Below are 19366 nucleotides of genomic sequence, written 5' to 3' on the forward strand. Positions count from 1 at the left end.
TCGCGCATATCACGGCAGGAGCCTTCCAGCACATGAGTTCCGACTACGACGTCGTTGTCATCGGCAGTGGTTTCGGTGGCAGTGTCTCGGCGCTGAGGTTGACCGAGAAGGGATACCGGGTCGCGGTACTCGAGGCAGGTCGCCGATTCGCCGACGAGGATTTCCCTCGGACATCGTGGGATATTCGCAAATTTCTGTGGGCGCCCAAGCTCGGGTGTAAAGGGATCCAACGTGTCCATGTGCTGCCCGATGTCGTAGTATTGGCGGGGTCCGGTGTCGGCGGTGGTTCGCTCGTCTACGCGAACACCCTCTACGAGCCCAAGTCGAGCAACTTCTACGATGACCGCCAGTGGGCGCACATCACCGACTGGCGCGCGGAGCTCGCCCCCTATTACGACCAGGCCAAGCGCATGCTGGGCGTCCGGCCGAATCCCACGCTCACACCCGCCGACGAGCTGATGCGAGAGGTCGCCGACGACATGGGGGTCGGCGATACCTTTTCCATGGCACCGCTCGGCGTGTTCTTCGGTCGCGGTGACGCGAAAGAACCATCGGTGACGGTCGCGGATCCGTATTTCGGCGGCGCCGGACCCGCTCGAACCGGCTGTATCGAATGCGGAGGCTGCCTCACCGGGTGCCGCTACGGCGCCAAGAACACCCTCGTCAAGAATTATCTCTACCTCGCCGAACAAGCTGGGACCGCGGTGTATCCGGAACGGACCGTGACCCGTGTGAAGCCCTTGCCCCAGGGCGGCTATGAAGTGACCGCCGTGGAAACCGGTGCGTGGTTGTCCGAGCGCACTGCCATCACGTTCACCGCGGATCAGGTGATCTTCGCCGCGGGCACCTGGGGCACACAACAATTGCTGCACCGTCTCAAGAACGATGGAACGCTGCCGGGCATCTCGGATCGGCTGGGGACGCTGACCCGTACCAATTCCGAAGCGCTCGTCGGTGTGACGACCAAAATGCGTAACCGCAAGAAATACGACTTCACCCGAGGCGTCACGATCACCTCGTCCATCCACCCGGACGAGCACACCCACATCGAACCCAATCGCTACGCCAAAGGCTCCAACGCCGTGGCATTGATGGCGACAGTGATGACCGACGGAGGGGGCCGATTCCCCCGCTGGGTGACCTGGGTCGGACAGGTACTGCGTCACCCCGGCCACCTCGCCTCGCTCTATCTCGGGATCCGCCACATGTCGGAACGCTCGATCATCGCGCTGGTCATGCAGACCCACGACAACTCTCTGACGCTCTACACCAAGAAGCGTTTCGGCCGGACCCGGGTCACGTCGCGACAGGGCCACGGCGAACCGAACCCGACTTGGATTCCGGTCGCCAACGATGTGATGCGACGCGCGGCCGAAAAGATCGACGGGTTTCCGATGGGCACGGTCGGCGAGATCTTCGACATTCCAGTCACGGCCCATTTTCTCGGCGGTTGCATCATCGGCGAGTCTCCCGAAGACGGCGTTATCGACCCCTACCACCGCGTCTACGGCCATCCCGGTCTGCATGTGGTGGACGGTGCGGCGGTATCGGCGAACATCGGCGTCAATCCGTCGTTGACCATCACCGCACAGGCCGAACGCGCAATGTCGTTGTGGCCCAACAAAGGCGAGACCGACAGCCGCCCGCGCCTCGGCTCGCCCTACCAGCGGCTCGTCGCGGTGACCCCCACCGCCGCGACCGTGCCGACCCGTTCGCCCGCCGCGCTGCGACTACCCATCACCGCGGTCGGCGTCGAATCCCCTTGTCACCAGGAGCAGAACTGATGTCCACGTCCCCCGATGTGAACGCCCGCGGCAAACTGCACACTGTGTATGCCGCGTTCCGCGCCGCCCCCGAACCAAGGCTGTCCGACCTTGTCGGCGATCACAAAGGACAATTCGCCGGACCCCTCTGGTTGCGCGGTTGCGGACCGTTGACCGTAGCGGTGACAGGAATGCGAGGGTGGTGCGGTAAGTCCTTCACCGAACCGGATGATTCCGACGCCTATCTGCGCGGCGTGAACCTGGTACGCCGTCGCGGCACTGTCGAGCCATCTATCCCGATCACCGCGCAGATCGGCTCCTCACGCGTCGACGGCGAGCCGGCGTTGATCGTCAGCTACCCCGCGACCGCACGGTTTCCCTGGAACCGCGTCACCGACGAACTCCGTCCTTTCGGCTCCCGAGGGCTACTGGGGCTGACATTCGGCATTCCGGGAGGCCCGTCCACCGGCGCGCCGTTCGTCCTCCACCGACGGATCCGCTGATTCATGACAGTTTCCGTGCAGTGGTGCCAGGTGTTCTCGTGATGCTCGTCGAACCTGCAGGGAATCGGCGTCGAGCATCCACTCGGCATGCCCGGCGTCACCTCGATGGGTATCGCGGATCCCGGAAGCCTCGCGGTTCGACTGGAGCGAAAGACATGTTGGACAGGGTTACCGTTCACTTCGAGACCGCGCCGCGATGAGCCGACCCCTGACAGACGACGAAGTCGACGCCTGGAATTCCTTGGCCAGCGTAGTGGCATTGATGGCACCTGAGCTCGAAACACGGCTGCGACGAAAGTGCGGGCTCAACCACATCCAATACCGTGTTCTGGAACTGCTGTACGCCCAACCTGGACGACGCCAGCGCATGATCCTGTTAGCAGAAGCAACCGATGCGTCGATCTCGCGAATGTCGCACGTCGTCGCCAAACTCGAACGGGCTGGACTGCTGACCCGCGGCAACGATACCGGCAGGTACGTCGGGCTTACCGACGCCGGTCTCGACGCATTTACCGACGCGGTACCGCATTACATCATCGCTGTGCGTCAACTGCTGCTCGACGCCTGGTCAACACCTGAACTCACGCGCCAGTTCGCGGCCATGACGGCTGACCTCGCACGCCACCTCAAATCACGCAACCCGAGTTGAGAACACCGAGCGGGCGCGCATCGGACACCTTTCGTGCTCCGAGGGCTCCGAATTCCAGTGATGTCCAAGCCGTGACGTCGAGTTGACGGCATCGAAGTCCTGCCACTGACTGAGACCGGCCACCTGGTCAGACCTGGATATCCATGAAGCGAGTCGTCCTACATGTCTTGCGACTATCTTCGGCCGGTACCACGGCTGCGGTCACGATGTCTTGTGGTGGCTCGCCCGCACCATCAGTTCGATGTGGTCTCCCAGCTGGCTGGGCCGGCGTTTGGAGTAACTGCTGGCGACGACCGAACTCATCGACGGTCGCCGGGCGTCTACCGCGGACCGAGATCGTCAGTCGCGCACAGCGTGGAGGATGTGCAGGCCGGAAGGTGTTGTGTCGCAATGGCGCACGGCGAGGCCCGCCCTGTGGCACTGGTCGATCAGCCACTGCTGCGGCAGGCGAAGTTTTGGGTAGCACCCGGTGGTCAGCTGCCAGGCGCCCGCACGGCGGGTATGTAGGAGGTCGTGAACCATCACCGTGCTCTCATCGATGTAGTCGAGAAAACAAGTGAGTATCCGGTCGTCGGTCTCGCGGACCGGAACGAAGCGGTCCAGGCCGCGCCGTTCCCCGCTCAGGTCGCGGTAGGTGACCACGAAACTCCCGCCCGGGTGCAGGGCCCCAGCGACGTCGGTGATCAGCTGCCGCACGTCGGCCCGGTTCGGCAGGTGAGGCAGGGTGTCACCCATACAGACCACGGCGGTGACTGTGCCGGGATCGACGAGGCGGGGCAGGGCATCGCGGAGATCGGCATGGACGGTGCGGATGGAGTGGCCCACGCCATGGCGGCCGGCGTGGTCTCGCAGCTCGTTCAGGAGATCGATGGACCCTGCCGCTGGTGCGCGAGCTGTTGCTCGGGTCGCATCGGTTCAACGACATTCATCGCGGGCTGCCCGGCATCAGCCGCACCCTGCTGTCTGCCCGGCTGCGTCGGTTGCAGGGCATCGGGCTGGTAACCCGGATGGCCGACGCCGACGGGCGACCCGAGTATCGGCTCACTCAGGCCGGAGCCGCGCTCGAACCCTTGATATGGCAGCTCGGTGATTGGGCGCGACGATGGCATTTCGGGGACCCTCGGCCCGAGCAACTCGACACCGGCTGGGTACTGTGGCGACTGCGGCAGTTCGTTCGCACCGAATACCTTCCCGCCCAGCGTGTTTCGATCGAGTTCATCCTCGACGATCCCAGCGGGGCCGAGGAACACGGCTGGCTGGTACTCGCTCGGCATGATGTCAGCGCCTGCTTGCGCCACCCCGGGTACGACACCGATCTGTGGGTTACCACCGAACTCGGTGAGTTGCACCGCTTGGTGGCCGGGACCTCCAGCCTCGATGACGCTTTCCGCACGGGCCGTTTCCGCATACACGGCGAGCCCGGTCTCGTTGCCGGATTCTCCAGCTGGTTCGATTGGCGCACAACGATATCCGATGCGTAGGAAGCTGGCAGGACAGTCCGACGATAGCTGCGCGAGAGCGGTCAGTCCTGCGATTCGCATGGTCCGGTGGTCCTTGCATCGGTGTGGTCAGTCCCGGCACTCGACCGGGAACCGCGTGAAGCGGTAGCGTTCCACAGTTTCCGCGGGGCCGGTACCCCGAAAACCCAGGGCTTGACCCTGGGTTCCCGCAGCGGCGTACTCCGCGTAGGCGGGTGGCAATGATCGCCGGACCCTACTCCGGCCGCGTCGGGTCCGGGGTACTCCTTCCTCTTCCTTGCCGAGCACGCCGCACCCCACCACGTCCGCACCATGCCCCCGGTTCAGCCACAGGATGCAACAACGGCTGATCGCACGACGATTCGAACGAAAGCTCCTGGGAGCCTTCGGGTTCCCGGGAGATTTCGTTGTCGGTGGGTTTGGTTGATCGGCGCAGTAGGCTCCGTGCATGCTCGACGAAACCGACTCCCCGAGAACCGAGTTGGAGCATCGATTGCGGCTCGCGCTGACCAGTCACCCGACCTTCGAGGTCCGGTCGGTCGGGCAGCGTGAACTTTGTATCGCCCGGCCGTACACCAGGAACGAACTCCCTATTCCTTCACCGTGATCCTCGAGGAGAAGCGCCGCTTCGCCCGAACCTTCGAACACTGGTGGCCAACCGAAGGTGGTACGCCGTTTCGACGCGATCAGGATCGAGAACAGCCGGTGCGGGACCTCATCGCGGCTGAATTGGCAGAGTTGGGCTGGAAGCCGGGGCGTAGCGCTGTGGGATGGATGATCGCGGTGCTGTCGCAAGCCGCTTGGGCCGTCTTGTTTCTGGTTGTGTCCACGGTGGCGCTGATCTACTTCACTCACTGACCTCCTGAAGTGGCGGCGCCAAGAGGGCACATTCGACAAACGCGGGGTTTGTCGGTCCAGCGTTCGCGTGGTCTGGGCGCTGATCAATGGTGTACCAAGGGCGCGGCGCTGTGACCTGCGGCGTGTCGAGTATCCGGCTGATCGCCAGGTACCGTTGGGCGGTGAACCCAGCTGATGTGCGACTCCTGAAAGACGGCGATCTCGAGACCCGCGAGGACAATCTGCGGCTCCTGCTCGTGCGGGCTGAGGACGGCGACACATCCGCCAAGGAGACATTGCGCGCGCTCGTGCGTGACTATCCCGATTACCACCGGTCGCTCTACAGCAGGGCATTGAACCGGGCGGAGGTCTTCGGTGACGACACCCTGCGCGAGCCTCTGCTCGCGTCCCTCGCCGACACCCGCTACAACTGCCAGGCGTGGGCCGCGATGGGCTGCGCGGCCCTCGGCATCCAGGAGGCGGTTCCCGGCTTGGTCGCGATGCTGGATCACCCACAGGACATTGCCCGAGACCAGGCGGTGATCGCCCTCGGCGTACTCGGCGACGAATCGGTGGTCCCGGTGCTCGCGCCCCTGCTGCAGGACTCGATCAGCGGAATGCGCGAGCGCGCCGCCGAAGCGCTCGGCATGATCGGCGGCGACGCGGCGCTGGCCGCACTCTGGGACGAATTCGAGAATCGCCGCTACTACCGCATCGGCTACATCGCCAGCGCGTTGTCGGAATTCGCCCCGGACATCATCCCGAGGCTGATCGAGGCGGCCGCGGGCGACGATCCCGACAAGCGCTACTGGGCGGCCGTCGCCCTCGGTTCGACCGGCGACGATCGCGCCGTGCCGACACTGGAACGACTGATGGCCAACGATCGTGGCTCCACCGTCTTCGACGGCATGGTCAGCGTCGCCGCGAAGAAGGGCCTGCGCACGCTACGCCGCATCCAAGCCGCGATCGCGGCCCGCGAATCCTGAGCGCGCAGCCCGGGAGAGTTGTCGGTGCCTGACGATAGTCTCGTCCGGTGTCAGTGAATATCGATGTCGCCCTGACTGTTCGGGGGCTCGCGAACGAACGCGAGTGGGTGGGGATGACCGACTTGCTCGTCGAGGTCTTCAAGGACGAGCGACTCGAGGACGAGGTCTTCGTCTGGATGGAGGAGACCGCGGACGGTCTGTTCGTCCGCGCGAAATCGGACTACCCGGTGATCTTCAGCGGATTCTTCCGCTGGAGTGGGGCTTTCGAAGATCGCCTCACCCGCCGGGTGGCAGCACTCGTCCCGCAGGCCCGCGTGGCTTTCGACTGGGGGTATCCGGATGAAGAGTGACGAAACCGGCCGCGAGTGGACCGACGTACTACCGGACACAGCGCCGACGATCCACCGAAACCTGGACGTGACGGTCGGTGAGCGCACCCTGACCACACTCACCCGCACCCAACTCGGCTATTGGATCAGCAAACTGAAATACAGTCGCGGCGGCTCGTTCATGACGGTATCCCGTCCCGACCACCCCGAATTCATCCAGACCTACCGTCACAGCGACACCGACTACTACCTCGAGATCCGCTCACCCGATTCCCTCGACGAGTTGGCATCAACGACCGTGCGAGACGGTGAAACGGTCGCTGACTTCATCTGGGAGTGGTTGGAGCGCAAGGGAAATCGCCTGGACGCGCTGCAATGGGAGCGGCGCACGATCTAGGAAATCGCGCGGTATGTCCGCGAGAACGGCACTCGGCGTCCGTCCTGAACAGGTGACTCGCGGTGCTGGTGGCCGAAACCGCGACGTGCTCTCGTACGGTGGTGGCATGGGCGGACGGATGGTGGTTGTCGGTGCGGATGCGACAGGGATGGCGGCGGCGTCGCAGGCGCGGAGGTTGCGCGATGTCGGTGAGCTCGAGATCGTGGTGTTCGAGAAGGGCAACCACTCCTCGTACTCGGCGTGCGGGATTCCGTACTGGGTGGCCGGGGATGTTCCCGGTGCCGATGATCTGATCGCGCGGTCGGTGGCCGAACACCGCGCTCGTGATATCGATCTGCGGATGCGGACCGAGGTGACCGAGATCGACCCGGTGGGGCGACGGGTGCTTTCTCGCGATCTCGACACCGGTGCGCAGGGGTGGACGGGTTACGACCAGCTCGTGCTGGCCACCGGTGCGACGCCGGTTCGCCCGCCACTACCCGGTATCGACGCCGAGGGCGTGTACGGCGTGCAGACCCTCGATGACGGGCAGGCGCTCATCGACGGGCTGGAGTCGGCGACCGGACGGGAAGCCGTCGTGGTGGGTGCGGGGTATATCGGTGTCGAGATGGCTGAGGCGTTGGTGCGTCGGGGATTCGAGGTCACCATGATCACCCGAGCCGCTGAACCCATGTCCACGCTGGACTCGGACATGGGCGCGCTCGTGCGAAAAGCCATGGAGGGGATGGGAATACGGATCATCCGTGACGTCGAGGTGACCGGCATGCGGACGGCCGCGGATGGCAAGGTCTGTGCGGTCACCACCGCCGATACCGAGTACCCGGCCGCTGTGGTCGTGCTGGGGATCGGCGTACGTCCGGCGACTGATCTCGCCCGTCAGGCAGGGCTTCCGCTGGGCGAGAGCGATGGTCTGCTCACCGATCTCGCCCAGCGCGTGCGTGGGTACGACGACATCTGGGCCGGTGGTGATTGTGTGGAGGTACTGGACCTGGTGTCGGGCACGCTCCGTCACATCCCGCTCGGGACCCACGCCAACAAGCACGGGCAGGTGATCGGATCGGGCGTCGGTGGCGGTTATGCCACCTTCCCAGGTGTGGTCGGCACGGCGGTGAGCAAAGTGTGTGACCTGGAGGTGGCTCGAACCGGTTTGGGGGAGAAGGACGCTCGGCGTGCCGGGTTGCAGTTCCACTGCGTCACCATCGAATCCACCGGCCGCGCGGGGTATTTCCCCGGCGCGGAGCCCATGACGGTGAAGATGCTCGCCGAACGTCGCACCGGTCGCCTGCTCGGTGTGCAGATCGTCGGTCGCGATGGCGCCGCCAAGCGCATCGACATCGCGGCGGTGGCACTCACCGCGAGAATGACGGTGGAACAGGTCACCGCCCTCGATCTCGGCTACGCACCACCGTTTTCCCCGGTGTGGGACCCCGTCCTCGTCGCCGCCAGAGCAGCGGTCCGTGCGGTGGCAGAGGGGCGATGACCACCTCGAAAGTCACCAGAAGCTGGGTGTGAGGCTCCACGACTCGAACTCTGCCGACAACAGCTCGCGCAGGGCAGCCCGGGTGGGGAAGCGGTCGGGGTCAGCGCCGGTGACCGCCAAGGTGACCATGTGGCCGTCGGTGGAGAAGGACAGGTTCACGCCTACCTCGACTCGGCGGAACATGGTGGTGTCGTTGGTGCAGACGACCGGGCGCATGAGTACGGCGGAGGCGTGCTGGCCCGCGAAATCCGCTACGCCGCTGGCAGTTTCACCGAGGTTGGTGCACAGGCATTCCGGGGCTTTGGCGGTGCGGGCGAAATGGCGCAGGACGAAGCGGGGGAGGATCATCTGCAACGGTTGTAGGTGTTGCGGGGCGGGTGTGGTGGCAGGGTCTCGGTAGGCGGTGGCGGCGCGCTTCACGGCGGAGCGGACAGCGGCGAGGTCGATGCGTTCGCCGGTGCGGTAGGTGACCGAGATCGGCAGACCGGTGGTGGCGTTGGCGCGGGGGTCGTCGGGCGTGCGCATCGAATGGGGGATGTCCACGCGGATGTCGGCGGTGTCGCCGACGCGCCCGCTGCGACCGAGAATGCCGGCGCCCAGCGCGATCAGGAGCCCGTTCGTGGTGCCGGAATGCCGTGTGGCGGTGGCGTTCCACTCGGCGAGGTCGAGCTGAACCACCAGGTCGGCCGGTGACCAGTGGGTCGGAAGGGGGAGCGCTGGGAGTGCGGGACGGACGGTGCGGTCCGGCTCGGTGACGCCACGGGTGGCGATCGCCGCGCGAATTCCCTTCGCGACCGCACGCAGCTGTTTGCCGGCATCGATCACGTTCGCGCTCAACGAGTTCTGCGGTGGTTTGCCCACCAGCTGGCCCGAACCGGTTGTGAAGTCAGGGCTCTCATCGAGTCGGGCCAGGGCGTCGCCCACGGCGAACAGCACCGCGCCGCCGTCGGATGCCACATGCGAGGTCACCAGCGACACCAGCGTCCCACCCGCCGTGGTCGGCGCCGCGGACAGCCGCCACACCTGTCCTGTCTCGGGATCGAAGTCGACTCGGCTCTGCGCGAAATACCAGTCGAGGATCTCCTCGTCGGCGACGGGCACCGGATCCCAGCCCAGCGGCAGCGATTCCGTCGCTGGGAGCCAGTAGGGACGGGCGAACGGAACCCGGGTCGGTTGCACACGGCGGGCCAGGAAACCCCGGGCCAAGTGGGCGTGGAAGCGGGCGAGCAGCTCGGGGGCCAGTGGCTCGTCGAACCGCCAGGCGAGCTGATTGACCAGTGCGTTGCCGTAGAGGCTGTGCAGCTTGAGGAACAGGTCGTCGTCGGCGGTGAGCCGGTTGACCGCGACGGGCGCGGTGACGATGGCCGGGGCGGTGAGCGTCATCAGAACTCCTCAGCGAGCACGCAGGGTGCGGACGGTCAGTGGCGCGAAGACGGCGGCGATCACGAGCGAGGCCACCACCGACCAGAGCGCGTCGGTGCCGACGACACCGTCCTCGGCGAGCCCGCGCACCGCGGACACGAGGTAGGACACCGGGTTGTAGTCGGAGACGTAGCCAAGCCAGGTCGGCATCGCCGACTCGGGCACCAGCGCGTTGGAAGCGAAACTCAAGAAGGTGAGCACCAGCATCGACATGCCCTGCACCGCGGCGGGTCTCGACACGATGACTCCGATGAACGCGAACAACCAGCTGATCGCGATGGTGGCGAGGACCACGAGCACCGCACCGGCGACGAATCCGACCGGATGATCCGGGCGATAACCCATCGCGAACCCGACGATCACCACCGTGGTCGCGGCGATGACATACCGGGTGGCCCCGGCCAGCAGCGCCCCGGCGACCGGCGCCGACCGGGCGATCGGCATGGCGACGAACCGATCGAAGACCCCGCACCGAATGTCTTCGGACAGTTGCACTCCGGTGGCGACCGACGAGGTGAGCACGATCTGCACCAGCACGCCGGGAATCAGAATCGGCAGGTACGCCTGCGTACTACCCGCGATGGCCGTGCCGAAAATGCTGCCGAACAGCAGCGGCCCCACGATCGGCAGCAGCAGCGCGTCGTAGAGCAACTGCGGGCTGTGCCGGAAGGTGAGCAGACCTCGCCACGCCATCATCAGCGACTGGAACAGCGAGGCGCGCATGCTGACATGGGTGATGCGGGGACGGCGGTCGATCATCGGAGGCGCGGTGTGTTCCACGGCGATCTCGGTGATGGTGGCAGTCATGGTGGCCTCGGTCTTTCGGATCAGGCGGCGACGCGGTCGGTGCCGGTCAGAGCGAGGAATACTTCGTTGAGATCGGGACGGTCGACAGCGAAACCGCGCAGCGCGATGCCCGCGGCGCGGCAGGCGGCGACGATATCGGCGGCGGTGCCGGCATCGGTGAGCGCGACGGTGAGCATGCCCGCCGAAGACCCTTCGGGTACCTCACCGGTGAGCTCGACGACGATGGCCTCCGCATGGGCGGACTGGGCGGCATCGGCGAGTTCCAGGCGCAGCACCTGGTCGCCGATCGAGGACTTCAGCTGCGCCGCCGTGCCCTCGGCGACGATCGTCCCGCGATCGATGACGGCGATCCGGTCGGCCAATGCGTCGGCTTCTTCGAGGTATTGCGTGTTGAGCAGGACGGTCGCGCCACGGGCGACGAGCCGGCGGATCACGCCCCACATCTTCTCGCGGGTATGCGGGTCGAGGCCGGTGGTCGGCTCGTCGAGGAAGATCAGCGGCGGGTCGGTGATCAGGGTGGCCGCCAGATCGAGCCGCCGCCGCATGCCGCCGGAGAACTGATTCACCGGCCGGTCGGTGACCTTCGACAGTTCGAACTCCTCCAGAAGTTCGACACTGCGGCGCGCGGCATCACGGCGGGAGAGCCCGAGCAGACGGCCGAACAGTCGCAAATTCTCACCGGCGGTGAGAGTTTCGTCGACCGATGCGTACTGGCCGGTGAGCCCGATCATCGATCGCACGGCGGTGGCGTCGCGCGCGATGTCGTAGCCGAAGATCTCGGCGGTGCCGCGATCGGGACGGACCAGGGTCGCGAGCATGCGGACGGTGGTGGTCTTGCCCGCGCCGTTGGGGCCGAGCAGGGCGAAGACGGTGCCCGCCGCGATGGCGAGATCGACGCTGCCGACGGCGGTGAAATCACCGTAGGACTTGCCGAGACCGGTGGTGCGGATGGCGATATCGGTATTCACAGTTGCCTCCCGGCGGAGTGGAGCAGGTCAGCGGGGACCGGCGAACCCACCAGCGCCTCGACGACATCGGCGCCTCGCTCGACACCGTCGGTGGCGAAATCGGCGGAATAGGATGCCGCGCGTAGGACCACGTCGGGACGCGAGACCAGATCGAGTAGTGCGTCGAGGCGTTCGCCGGTGAGCTTCTTCGCGGGAATCGTGGCCGCGAGGCCGAGTCGCCGCAACGCCTGGCCCCAGTAGGGCTGGTCTGCCTGGACCGAGCAGATCACTTGCGGCACACCCGCTCTCAGCGCGGCCGCGGTCGTCCCGGCGCCGCCGTGGTGCACGGCCGCGACACAACGAGGCAGCACCCGGGCGTGATCGACCTGACCGACGATCGCGACGGCGTCTTCGAACCCCGGACCGATCGTCGCCCAGCCCGACGCGAGCAGCAGCCGACGACCTCGCCGGGCACACACCTCGCGCAGGGTCGCGACGAACGCGGCCGGATCGCCGACATCCATGGAGCCGAATCCGACGTAGATCGGCGCGGATCCTTCATCCAGCCACGAATCCAGACTCGGTGACGACATCGGGGGCTCGGAAACCTCTGCACTGCTGAGGAATCCGTTCGAATCGACCGGAAACCCGACGAACGGCCCTGGCAACTGTTCGTCTACACCAGGGAACAACCGCGGGTCATAGGCCTGAATTCGCACGCTCGCTACAGTCGGCGCGGCAGTGACCGGCAGGACCGGGGCGAGGGCTGCGGCTCGTGCGCGGGCCAACACCGACCAACCCCATCGGTGCGCGAACCCGGGGAGGTGGGCAGCCCAGCGCACCGGCGCGACAGGGACCGCGCTGTTGGGCTGGATCGGGAAGAAGTGCACGGCCGCGAACGGCAGTCCGACCGCCCGCGCCACCGACTCGGCGGCTTCCTCACCCGCCATTCCCGCGACCACCACATCGTGTCCGGGTGCCAGCGCGCGCAGGTCCTCGATCTGTTCGGGCACTCCACGTCGCTGCAGGTCGAACAGTGCCCGCAGCCGGGCGCGTGGATCGCGGCTGGTGAAGCGTCGGTCGGTGCGCTGCGCGTGCAGGAGATCGGCGGTATCGCGGCCGAACGGAACCGCGGGAACGCCGTGGTCATGGGCGAAGGTGACGAGGTTCGGCGCGAGCGCCAACGTCACGTCGTGACCGCGCTCGCGCAGCGCACGGGCCAGCAGGATGCCGGGCTGGGCGTCTCCGCGGCTGCCGGTGAAAGCCAACAGTGACCGCATCCGCTCATCCCGCCTGCACGGCGACACGGAGCGCGTCGGCAGCGGGACCCGCATGCACCGCGGCGGTGATCGATGACAATGCCTGCCCGAACGCGGTCAGGAATTCGTCCATCACCTCGGCGGGGAACCCCGCCGGGTACCGGGTCGACACGTACAGCCCGTCGGCCGCGCGCACCACCCACAGGAACACCTCGTCGGGTGAGTACGACTCCGCGCGCAAGGTCCGCCCACGCAGGTCGGCGACCAACTCGTAGCCCGGCAGGACCCGGATGTCGAGGAACGAGATGCCGAACCGCGGTGTCTCGGTGACATCGAGTAGGCCGAGCACTCGCGACCAGGAGGCGTCGTTGGCGGTGCGCGAACGACGTAACGCGGCACGTGCGAGGTCCATGGCCTCGGCGATGCCCGAACCGGTGGGCAGGGCGATATCGACCGGCACCACATTGACGAACCAGCCCATCGATTCCACCCAGCGCAGGTCGGGGCGGGTCGCGATCGGCATCACGGTGCGCATCCGGTTCGCGCCGAATCGCTGCTGGTTGGCCACGGCCAACGCGGCGAACACCGCTACCGACATCCGGTGTCGCACCTGGTCGAGGATCGCTTCGATCTGCTCGAGTTCGCCGAGATCGAGCAGCCGTCGCGACACGCTGGGCTGGGGTAGATCCGCGGGAGCGGGCCGCTGGGCATGCGGGGCGAAGCGCGGCATCGCACCGTCGGCGAGGAACTCGCGCCAGGTGGCGACCGCGGGGCAGGCCGGATCCAGTTCGGCCGCGCTCGCCCGTTCCAGGACGGCGAAGTCGGCCGCGCTGCCGAAAGTGACGGACTCGCGCGCCTGGTCGCCCACCGCGACCTCGCGGTAGAGCGTGCGTAGCTCGAGGATCAGAATGGCTTGGGAATAGGCGTCCATCACGGAGTGATCGGCGGCGACGAGCACCGTGAAATCTCCGGTGTCGGTGTGCTCGATCGTGGCCGCGAGGCAGTGTGGCCACACCAGTGGCGACAGACGCTCTTCGAGCGTGCCACGAAGGAATTCGTTGATCCGGGTGCCGTCGGTGAGTTCGGCTACCGGCTGCTCGGCGATGCCGACGGTGGCGGGTGCGGCGACGAGTCTGCGCGGTTCGCCCGAGGCCGCGGTGCTCACTGTGGTGCGCAGGCCCTCGTGCCTGGCGTGCCAGCGCCGCAGCGTCTCGCGCCAGGTGGGGGCGTCGAGCGGGGCGTCCATCTCGAAGACGGTGCCGATCCAGCGGCCGCGCCCGGGCAGTGGATCGGCGGGATCGACGCTCGCGCAGTAATCGGCGTGCACGCTGGTCAGCGGACGATCGTCGAGCCGCCATGCGTCGGCGGCGAGTTCGGGCGTCCACATCGACAAAACGCCTGAACGGATTTCGAATTCGGACAGGTGGGTGTATTCCATGACCGGTTCACCTCGTGACGAATGCATGCCGAAGCGGCGGAAGGGTGGGATTCGGGAGAACACCGCACTGTGTCACCTGATGCGTCGAACTTCGGCGGTAATACATTTCCGTGAAGCCTCGGCGTGAGTGATCGTATATGTGATTCTGCTGAGAGGAAGACGGTGACGGGCACCACGGTTTCACTGAACAAAAGTCTGTCGCCTGCTGTTTTATGTCATCGCGTGACGGGTTCTCTTGTCGTGCTTCAGTGTTGGAAGTAGGCGCATTCGGGTACGTGATTGTCTCCAGATATTTTGTTCATTCCGGATGAGATGATCCTTGTATGCACGATCACACTCGCGGGGGCGGTCGTCCGAGTTTGTTTCCCTTGCGTTCACCTGCCGCGATTCATATATGTCGTTCGTTATATGACGATCGGTGCACCCGCGGATTGTCGGCCGGATATATCCGTGGCGCGGAGGTCGGTGACCGGTATGGGGTCGTTGTCGGAAACCAGTGCGGGCGTCGTCATCTGTCTGTTATCACAACGTTGCTCACTCGAGGCCGGTTGCTATGGTGAAGGCGCGAAGTGTTCGTCCGAATGTGAAGGAAGACAATGGGAAGCACTGTCCTCGACATCATGGCGTTGGTCCTCAACCGCGTCACCGAGTTCTGGAACTGGATGGCGACCGGATCGTCGGGATTCCCGCCACTGTGATCGGCTGAGATCACGCTGTTTCTGTGAAACCCCTGGAGGCCGTTGGCTTTCGGGGGTTTCGCCGTTCCTCGGCGGGCGAGCCGATCGTAGAGTGGGCTGATGACGACGGTGGGGACGCGCACGACAGATCAGGCGCCACGGCGATGGTCGGTGGCAATGTGGGTCACCACCGGGTTCGCGACGGTGGCGATCGCGGTGACGCTCGTGGTCGATGCCACCCACATCGACCTTCTCGGCTGGGTTGTCGCGGTAGTGATGCTGCTGGCCTGCGGGGTGTCCTGGATGATCCTGGCGCCGATCGGGTGTGCTCGGTATCGGGAGTATCGGGCCGTCGTCGTCGCCCCGGTGGTGGTGATCGTCGGGCTGGGCCTGGTGTGGTTCGGGGTACCGGACAAAGTGGGATGGTGGCTGTCATCGGCGGCGATGACCGATGCCGCGCGGAATTGCCGGGAATCGGAGGGTCAGTGGTTCGGTGTCATTCGGGCCACTGGCGTCAGGCCCGACGACGGGGGATGCCAGTTCACTATCGATGACATGGCGATTGTCGGCGGTTTGGCCTACTTTCCGCCGGGAACTCCGCCGCCGGATCACGGCGGTGCGGGATATCAGCCCGTCTATACGCCCTATGACGGAAATTGGTACCGATTCGCGGTGACGCTGCACGAGCACCCCTGACCGCCGTGCCGCGTGCCCGATTCGTGTCGTACCCCGGCGTTACCGTTGTCGCACAACCCGAGTCGAGGGAGGGTGGCGATGGCCGAGAATGTGCGAGAACGTGCGCAGCGCCCGGAAGATCTGAGCCGGCTGGTGGTCGAGCGATTGAACGCCGGTGATGTGGACGGACTCGTCGAGCTGTACGAGTCCGACGCGGTGCTCGCACTGCCGGATGGGGTCGTCGCGACCGGGGTGGACGAGATCAGGGCAGCCTATACGCGACTGGTCGCCGATCGACCCGTGTTCCAACCCGGTCACCAGGCGCCCGCCTTACTCGCGGGTGATCTGGCGCTGACATCGTCGCGTCTGCCCGGTGGCCCCGGCGCGACCGTGGAGGTGGCACGCAGGCAGCCCGACGGCAGCTGGCGCTGGATCCTCGATCAACCGAACGCGCCCTGGGTGGTCAGTGCACCGGCAGTTCGGTCGAACGTGCCCGGCTGATCAGTTCGGGTTCAGGCCGGTGGCGAAGACGACGACGACCTTGTCGTCGGTCACCTCGCTGACGCGAACATCGGTGCCGTTGCTGGCCTGGGACTGGCCGACCGGAACCGTGATCTGCTGGCCGCCGACGCTCAGGGTGACCATGTCACCGTTCACGGCGACGAGTTCGGCGTCGATACCGAGGATCGAGGCCTTGGCGCTCACGCCCCGGTCGAAGGTGACGGTGCAGCCGCTCACGGTGCATTCGGAGGTGGTGCCGGGTCCGGTCATGGTGCACGCGGAAACGGCGAGAGGAAGCAGGAGGGCGAACGCGGAAAGCGTGATCAGCCGACGAACGGGCATGGCAGTCAGTGTAGTGCGTCGAAGGCGCAACGGAACGGTCTCGCCAGGTTGCTCGCCGATCACACCGGGAATACCGTCGCTGTGAGGTAGCCGGCATCGCATCGATGCCGATCGTGCCGGGCGAGATCGGGAGGTTGCGCACCATGATCGCGAGCGAGATGACCGTTGCCAGCCGCTGGTGGTGGCGTCCGGGGTGGACACCGGGTCGTTCGTTCTACAACTGGCAGATCACGCCGAGCCAGCCGGTCGCCGACAAACTGCTCGAGATCTTCGCGCCCACTCTCTCGCGCTTGCCCGGCCTCGAACAGGTCGACGCCGCGCGGCTGCGGATCGGTGTGCAGGGCATCGGGTTCGCCGACGGGGTCAAAGGGGTGCACCTGGCGGCCCTGGTGGCAGGCGCACGCGATCTCCTCGCCCAGCTCGCGCCGTTCCAACTCGCGTTCGGACCGCCGGAGGTCACCGCCGAATCGATCCGATTGCCCATCACCGTCTCGGACGACCTGCTCCGGGTGCGGGCGGACCTGACCGACGCGCTGACCGAGGTGTGGATCCGGGAACGGATCCCCGACTACGGTGAGCCGCTGCGCCCCTACCTGGCGCTGGCCCACGCGACCCACCCGACACCGATGCGCGAGATCCGCACCGCGCTCGCCGAGGACGGGTTGGACGACTTCGCCCTCGACGACACGGTCTCCGCGGTCTCGATGGTCGAATTGCAGTGCGAGGACGGACGATACGACTGGTCCGATGTCAGCACCGCCGGCCTACTGCGTGAACCGGACCCGGTCGTCGAACAGAGCGTGTTCGACGACCCGCTGTTCGGCCCGCTGCGACACCCGATGCCGCCTACGCTCAGGGATTGAGCCGCGGCGGCGGCGCCCCGTGCGGGAGTCGCGGCCCCACCGCGACCTGGGCGCCCGCGGTGCGCCCGTGCCCCCAACCGAGCTTCTCGCGATATCGGCCGATGTGCTCGGTGGGAACCGCCGCGTCCGGCGGCAGCGGCGTGACCTCGGGCGCGACGTAGAGGGCATCGGTCGGGCAGTACGCCTCGCACATGAAGCAGGTCTGGCAGTCCGATTGCCGTGCGATAACCGGGATCCCGCCGTCGACGCGATCGAAGACATTGGTGGGGCAGGCCGTCACGCATTTGTCGCAGCCGATGCAGTCCTGCGCACGCAGCAGTTCGATCACGACGCCACCGCCAGACCCGAGTTGCGGGTGCTCGCCGAACCGACCCACGGCTCGTCGAGCCCACCCGAATGCAGGTGGTGATGCTGGGCCGGATCGAGGTCGGGATGATCGGCGCGTTTGCTCATCCCACGAGTCTCGGTGCGCGCCCGCTCAGCTAAGTGATTCTGTCCGCCGACGGCGGGCGCGTCGATCGAATTGCAGCGATGCGATCGGTGGTGCACTGCCCAGCCGGGCGCGCGGACCCGACAACGGGAGTTCGCAGGTCAGGCGTCGGATTCGTCGTCGGTCGGGTGCGGGGTGGTAGTGCCGGACAGGCGGATGACGCCCGCCTCGAGGTCCAAGTCGAGGTGGGGTTGGCCGTTGGAGTCGCCGCTGCCTTCGTTCTGCAGCTTCTTACCTGGGAAGAGTTCGCCGATGATGCCCACGAGGTTCAGGATAGTCGCGGTAGCGACCTGGCCGCTCGGCCGTGCGGCTGGGTCACGGCCGCTGGTCTGCCGGGCTCGGTGCGCGAAGTTCGGCTTCGAGCATGGCGACGATGCGGTCGAGTAGGGCTTCGAGGCGGGACTCGATGCCCGCGCCGTTGCGTGCTGACACGGTCAGGTGGGTGTGGCCGTCGAATTCGGTCAGCCCGAACAGCAGGGGCATGGCGATGCTGTGCTGAGGCAGGACGAACAGTCCGGTCGGGCGGAAGCCGGGCACGGCGAGTTCCGCCGCGGTGAAGCGACCCATGTGGGACACGGTGGCCGAGGCCAGGTTTCGGCCGAGGCGGGCACCGAGCCAGTTCGTGGTGCGCAGCACGGCGCGGTTGATCGGGTCGGGTACGAGCGTGATGCGGGTGTTGGCGAGTTGATTCAGCTCACGCCGTTCGCGGAGTCCTGTCTTGATCTGGTCCTTGATCGCGGTCCAGTCGCGGCCGGGTTCGATATCGAGGAACAGCGGGAGCGCGAGGTTGGCGGTGGAACGTAGCGCGGGGTCGTGGCGACGGAGGTCGACGGGCATCATGATGCGCGAGATGCCCGGGGTCTCGGCGGCCAGCAGGGCGCAGACGCGGGCGAGCGCGCCGGGCCCGGCGGCATCGATGCGCCGATGACGCAGCAGATGGGGTGCGAGATCGCGATGCTGCCTGCCTCGCCCGACGGCCGCGCGGTAGCGCGGGACCATCGGCGTCGGCCTGCCCGGTGCGCCGACCCGCGCCACGAGTTCCTGGTCGGCGACCGGGTCTAGGTGGGGAACGAGGTCCTCGCCGCGCAGTGCGCGCAGCACATTGGTCGCCCACGCGACCATGCCGACGCCGTCCATCACGCCGTGGAAGACCCGGAAGATCAGCGTCGTCGAGGCGCCGGTGAGCAACAGGACCTCGACGGTGGTGTCGGGGGTCGGCCCGATCTCACCGGTGAGGACCGGGTCGGTCTCGAGCTCGGGGTAGCTCAGCCGGTGGTCGGATATCACCCGCACCGCCGGGGCGATCTCGCTGTCGATCCACTCGGCGCCGCGGCGCCGCAGTCGCGCGCCGGGAGTGACCGATGCGGCCGCCGATACCGCTGTGCGCAATGACTCCGGTTCTATGTTGCCCTCACCGGGAACGACCAGCTGCATGAGGAAGGGCGGCGCCAGCTCGCGCATCGGGAAATACATGCGCTCGGTAGTCGATACCGGGCGACGAAAAACGTTGCTGCCGTTCATGA

General features: G+C 66.4%; 23 protein-coding genes. 12 read left to right on the forward strand and 11 right to left on the reverse strand.

The window, feature by feature from the left end:
* The first annotated feature begins 32 nt into the window (after window positions 1-32).
* From NS1_RS22525 to NS1_RS22535, 3 genes are all read left to right on the forward strand, one after another.
* Window positions 33-1784 carry a GMC oxidoreductase gene (locus tag NS1_RS22525; RefSeq protein ID WP_062987471.1) on the forward strand — a complete coding sequence of 584 codons (1752 nt, stop codon included), beginning with the start codon at window positions 33-35 and terminating at the stop codon, window positions 1782-1784.
* A complete protein-coding gene (locus NS1_RS22530; protein ID WP_062987473.1) occupies window positions 1784-2266 on the forward strand; it encodes a hypothetical protein in 483 nt (160 codons plus the stop codon). Before NS1_RS22525 ends, NS1_RS22530 begins: the two co-directional genes overlap by 1 nt.
* A gap of 196 nt (window positions 2267-2462) precedes the next feature.
* Window positions 2463-2915, forward strand: a complete 453-nt coding sequence (locus tag NS1_RS22535) for a MarR family winged helix-turn-helix transcriptional regulator (RefSeq protein ID WP_062987475.1) — start codon at window positions 2463-2465, stop codon at window positions 2913-2915.
* 339 nt (window positions 2916-3254) lie between these two features.
* Here NS1_RS22535 and NS1_RS22540 read toward each other — a convergent pair whose 3' ends face one another.
* Window positions 3255-3740 (reverse strand): hypothetical protein, encoded by a 486-nt coding sequence (locus NS1_RS22540; RefSeq protein ID WP_062987478.1) that lies wholly within the window; start codon window positions 3738-3740, stop codon window positions 3255-3257.
* Between NS1_RS22540 and NS1_RS22545 the strand changes: the two genes are divergently transcribed.
* The 6 genes from NS1_RS22545 (at window position 3668) to NS1_RS22570 (ending at window position 8422) form a co-directional block, all read left to right on the forward strand.
* Entirely contained in the window at window positions 3668-4396 is a 729-nt protein-coding gene (locus NS1_RS22545; RefSeq protein ID WP_084503919.1) for a winged helix-turn-helix transcriptional regulator, read from the forward strand. The genes NS1_RS22540 and NS1_RS22545 overlap by 73 nt on opposite strands.
* 600 nt (window positions 4397-4996) lie before the next feature.
* Window positions 4997-5251: a hypothetical protein gene (locus NS1_RS22550; protein WP_157125346.1), complete on the forward strand. Its 255-nt coding sequence runs from the start codon at window positions 4997-4999 to the stop codon at window positions 5249-5251.
* Window positions 5252-5412: 161 nt separating this feature from the next.
* A complete protein-coding gene (locus tag NS1_RS22555) occupies window positions 5413-6216 on the forward strand; it encodes a HEAT repeat domain-containing protein (protein ID WP_169812815.1) in 804 nt (267 codons plus the stop codon).
* A 47-nt stretch (window positions 6217-6263) separates the two neighbouring features.
* The gene (locus NS1_RS22560; RefSeq protein ID WP_131817049.1) at window positions 6264-6566 is read left to right on the forward strand and encodes a hypothetical protein; all 303 of its coding nucleotides are present in this window, start codon (window positions 6264-6266) and stop codon (window positions 6564-6566) included.
* Window positions 6556-6942, forward strand: a complete 387-nt coding sequence (locus tag NS1_RS22565; protein WP_062987486.1) for a hypothetical protein — start codon at window positions 6556-6558, stop codon at window positions 6940-6942. The genes NS1_RS22560 and NS1_RS22565 overlap by 11 nt, the downstream gene beginning before the upstream one ends.
* Before the next feature lie 106 nt (window positions 6943-7048).
* Window positions 7049-8422, forward strand: a complete 1374-nt coding sequence (locus tag NS1_RS22570; RefSeq protein WP_062987489.1) for an FAD-dependent oxidoreductase — start codon at window positions 7049-7051, stop codon at window positions 8420-8422.
* A 12-nt stretch (window positions 8423-8434) separates the two neighbouring features.
* Here the strand turns inward: NS1_RS22570 and NS1_RS22575 are convergent, their stop codons facing one another.
* Genes NS1_RS22575 through NS1_RS22595 form a run of 5 tightly spaced genes read right to left on the reverse strand, consistent with a single transcriptional unit; the run spans window position 8435 to window position 14295 of the window.
* Complete coding sequence (locus NS1_RS22575; RefSeq protein ID WP_062987490.1) at window positions 8435-9805, reverse strand: hypothetical protein; 1371 nt, start codon at window positions 9803-9805, stop codon at window positions 8435-8437.
* A gap of 9 nt (window positions 9806-9814) precedes the next feature.
* A complete protein-coding gene (locus tag NS1_RS22580) occupies window positions 9815-10651 on the reverse strand; it encodes an ABC transporter permease (RefSeq protein WP_062987492.1) in 837 nt (278 codons plus the stop codon).
* Between the two features lie 20 nt (window positions 10652-10671).
* Window positions 10672-11619 carry an ATP-binding cassette domain-containing protein gene (locus NS1_RS22585; protein ID WP_062987494.1) on the reverse strand — a complete coding sequence of 316 codons (948 nt, stop codon included), beginning with the start codon at window positions 11617-11619 and terminating at the stop codon, window positions 10672-10674.
* Window positions 11616-12878 carry a glycosyltransferase gene (locus tag NS1_RS22590; protein ID WP_084503924.1) on the reverse strand — a complete coding sequence of 421 codons (1263 nt, stop codon included), beginning with the start codon at window positions 12876-12878 and terminating at the stop codon, window positions 11616-11618. Before NS1_RS22590 ends, NS1_RS22585 begins: the two co-directional genes overlap by 4 nt.
* A 4-nt stretch (window positions 12879-12882) precedes the next feature.
* A complete protein-coding gene (locus NS1_RS22595; protein WP_084503925.1) occupies window positions 12883-14295 on the reverse strand; it encodes a condensation domain-containing protein in 1413 nt (470 codons plus the stop codon).
* Between the two features lie 797 nt (window positions 14296-15092).
* Here NS1_RS22595 and NS1_RS22600 point away from each other — a divergent pair.
* Together NS1_RS22600 and NS1_RS22605 are read left to right on the forward strand one after the other, a co-directional pair.
* Complete coding sequence (locus tag NS1_RS22600) at window positions 15093-15668, forward strand: hypothetical protein (RefSeq protein WP_156677488.1); 576 nt, start codon at window positions 15093-15095, stop codon at window positions 15666-15668.
* 78 nt (window positions 15669-15746) lie between these two features.
* Window positions 15747-16148, forward strand: a complete 402-nt coding sequence (locus tag NS1_RS22605; protein WP_062987500.1) for a YybH family protein — start codon at window positions 15747-15749, stop codon at window positions 16146-16148.
* Here NS1_RS22605 and NS1_RS22610 read toward each other — a convergent pair whose 3' ends face one another.
* Window positions 16149-16490: an LSm family protein gene (locus NS1_RS22610; protein WP_062987502.1), complete on the reverse strand. Its 342-nt coding sequence runs from the start codon at window positions 16488-16490 to the stop codon at window positions 16149-16151.
* Between the two features lie 104 nt (window positions 16491-16594).
* Between NS1_RS22610 and NS1_RS22615 the strand changes: the two genes are divergently transcribed.
* Complete coding sequence (locus NS1_RS22615; protein ID WP_062987504.1) at window positions 16595-17353, forward strand: 2'-5' RNA ligase family protein; 759 nt, start codon at window positions 16595-16597, stop codon at window positions 17351-17353.
* Here the strand turns inward: NS1_RS22615 and NS1_RS22620 are convergent.
* The 4 genes from NS1_RS22620 to NS1_RS22630 form a co-directional block, all read right to left on the reverse strand.
* Window positions 17343-17681, reverse strand: a complete 339-nt coding sequence (locus tag NS1_RS22620; protein ID WP_062987507.1) for a 4Fe-4S dicluster domain-containing protein — start codon at window positions 17679-17681, stop codon at window positions 17343-17345. The genes NS1_RS22615 and NS1_RS22620 overlap by 11 nt on opposite strands.
* Entirely contained in the window at window positions 17678-17806 is a 129-nt protein-coding gene (locus NS1_RS41805) for a hypothetical protein (RefSeq protein WP_255284647.1), read from the reverse strand. The genes NS1_RS22620 and NS1_RS41805 overlap by 4 nt, the downstream gene beginning before the upstream one ends.
* Window positions 17807-17944: 138 nt before the next feature.
* Window positions 17945-18106 (reverse strand): hypothetical protein, encoded by a 162-nt coding sequence (locus tag NS1_RS40890; protein WP_165610172.1) that lies wholly within the window; start codon window positions 18104-18106, stop codon window positions 17945-17947.
* A 52-nt stretch (window positions 18107-18158) separates the two neighbouring features.
* Window positions 18159-19364 carry a hypothetical protein gene (locus NS1_RS22630; RefSeq protein WP_062987511.1) on the reverse strand — a complete coding sequence of 402 codons (1206 nt, stop codon included), beginning with the start codon at window positions 19362-19364 and terminating at the stop codon, window positions 18159-18161.
* Window positions 19365-19366: the final 2 nt, after the last annotated feature.

The sequence above is a fragment of the Nocardia salmonicida NBRC 13393 genome, from assembly GCF_001613085.1.
GTDB lineage: Bacteria > Actinomycetota > Actinomycetes > Mycobacteriales > Mycobacteriaceae > Nocardia > Nocardia salmonicida.

Excerpts from the sequence above, each read along its gene's own strand:
- NS1_RS22525 (WP_062987471.1), top strand. The coding sequence starts at position 33 with ATGAGTTCCGACTACGACGTCGTTGTCATCGGCAGTGGTTTCGGTGGC.
- NS1_RS22530 (WP_062987473.1), top strand. The coding sequence starts at position 1,784 with ATGTCCACGTCCCCCGATGTGAACGCCCGCGGCAAACTGCACACTGTG.
- NS1_RS22535 (WP_062987475.1), top strand. The coding sequence starts at position 2,463 with ATGAGCCGACCCCTGACAGACGACGAAGTCGACGCCTGGAATTCCTTG.
- NS1_RS22565 (WP_062987486.1), top strand. The coding sequence starts at position 6,556 with ATGAAGAGTGACGAAACCGGCCGCGAGTGGACCGACGTACTACCGGAC.
- NS1_RS22570 (WP_062987489.1), top strand. The coding sequence starts at position 7,049 with ATGGGCGGACGGATGGTGGTTGTCGGTGCGGATGCGACAGGGATGGCG.
- NS1_RS22575 (WP_062987490.1), bottom strand. The coding sequence starts at position 9,805 with ATGACGCTCACCGCCCCGGCCATCGTCACCGCGCCCGTCGCGGTCAAC.
- NS1_RS22580 (WP_062987492.1), bottom strand. The coding sequence starts at position 10,651 with ATGACTGCCACCATCACCGAGATCGCCGTGGAACACACCGCGCCTCCG.
- NS1_RS22590 (WP_084503924.1), bottom strand. The coding sequence starts at position 12,878 with ATGCGGTCACTGTTGGCTTTCACCGGCAGCCGCGGAGACGCCCAGCCC.
- NS1_RS22595 (WP_084503925.1), bottom strand. The coding sequence starts at position 14,295 with ATGGAATACACCCACCTGTCCGAATTCGAAATCCGTTCAGGCGTTTTG.
- NS1_RS22600 (WP_156677488.1), top strand. The coding sequence starts at position 15,093 with ATGACGACGGTGGGGACGCGCACGACAGATCAGGCGCCACGGCGATGG.
- NS1_RS22605 (WP_062987500.1), top strand. The coding sequence starts at position 15,747 with ATGGCCGAGAATGTGCGAGAACGTGCGCAGCGCCCGGAAGATCTGAGC.
- NS1_RS22610 (WP_062987502.1), bottom strand. The coding sequence starts at position 16,490 with ATGCCCGTTCGTCGGCTGATCACGCTTTCCGCGTTCGCCCTCCTGCTT.
- NS1_RS22615 (WP_062987504.1), top strand. The coding sequence starts at position 16,595 with ATGCCGATCGTGCCGGGCGAGATCGGGAGGTTGCGCACCATGATCGCG.
- NS1_RS41805 (WP_255284647.1), bottom strand. The coding sequence starts at position 17,806 with ATGAGCAAACGCGCCGATCATCCCGACCTCGATCCGGCCCAGCATCAC.
- NS1_RS22630 (WP_062987511.1), bottom strand. The coding sequence starts at position 19,364 with ATGAACGGCAGCAACGTTTTTCGTCGCCCGGTATCGACTACCGAGCGC.